This window comes from Sulfitobacter sp. HI0129 (assembly GCF_001635395.1).
Taxonomy (GTDB): domain Bacteria; phylum Pseudomonadota; class Alphaproteobacteria; order Rhodobacterales; family Rhodobacteraceae; genus Sulfitobacter.
In genome coordinates this window covers 1-523 of sequence record NZ_LWGH01000733.1, presented here as the reverse complement: position 1 = coordinate 523, position 523 = coordinate 1, and the positions used below count along the sequence as shown (strand labels likewise).

Genomic DNA, 523 nt, shown 5'->3' with positions numbered 1-523 from the left:
CACCGTGTCGCGCTGCCGGGCCAGCGCGGCCCGCAGCACATCGGCATCGAACGGCTCGGCCCGCAGGGCGGAAAGCACATCGGCATAGGCCGCACGCCGCGCGGCGCGGGACTGGCGGCGCCCCGCCTCGCCTTCGCGCAGGGCGTCATGCAGGGCGCGGCGGTCCTGCACCGGCAGCGCCTGCACATAAGGGAGCGCATAGCTGCCCAGACCGGGGGGCGCGCCGCGCATCCGCAGACCGTCAGGCCCCGCGTGACGCCAGAGCATCCCCGCCACCGCCCCGAGGATCAGCAGGTTCACCGCGAGCGACAGGACCAGTGCGATGCGCAGGCCCCGCCCCGGGGAGCGTTTCGGGGGGATCGGGTTCGCCGTCATCCTTCCGCCTCCGCCATGGTCCAGCCGAAGCCGTCTTCGGGCAGGGCCGCATTCACATCTTCTGCCGCGCCGGTCAGGGGCGACAGGCTGTCATCCAGCGCGTCCAGCGCGGCGGGCGGCGCGAAGCCGATCCAGAAGCCCAGCACAG

At 74.0% G+C, this 523-nt stretch carries 1 protein-coding gene; it reads right to left on the bottom strand.

Annotated elements, in window-relative coordinates:
* Positions 1 to 375, bottom strand: a 375-nt coding sequence (locus A3764_RS18250; RefSeq protein WP_150122280.1) for a periplasmic heavy metal sensor, incomplete at its 3' end; no start/stop codon positions are given.
* Positions 376 to 523: the final 148 nt, after the last annotated feature.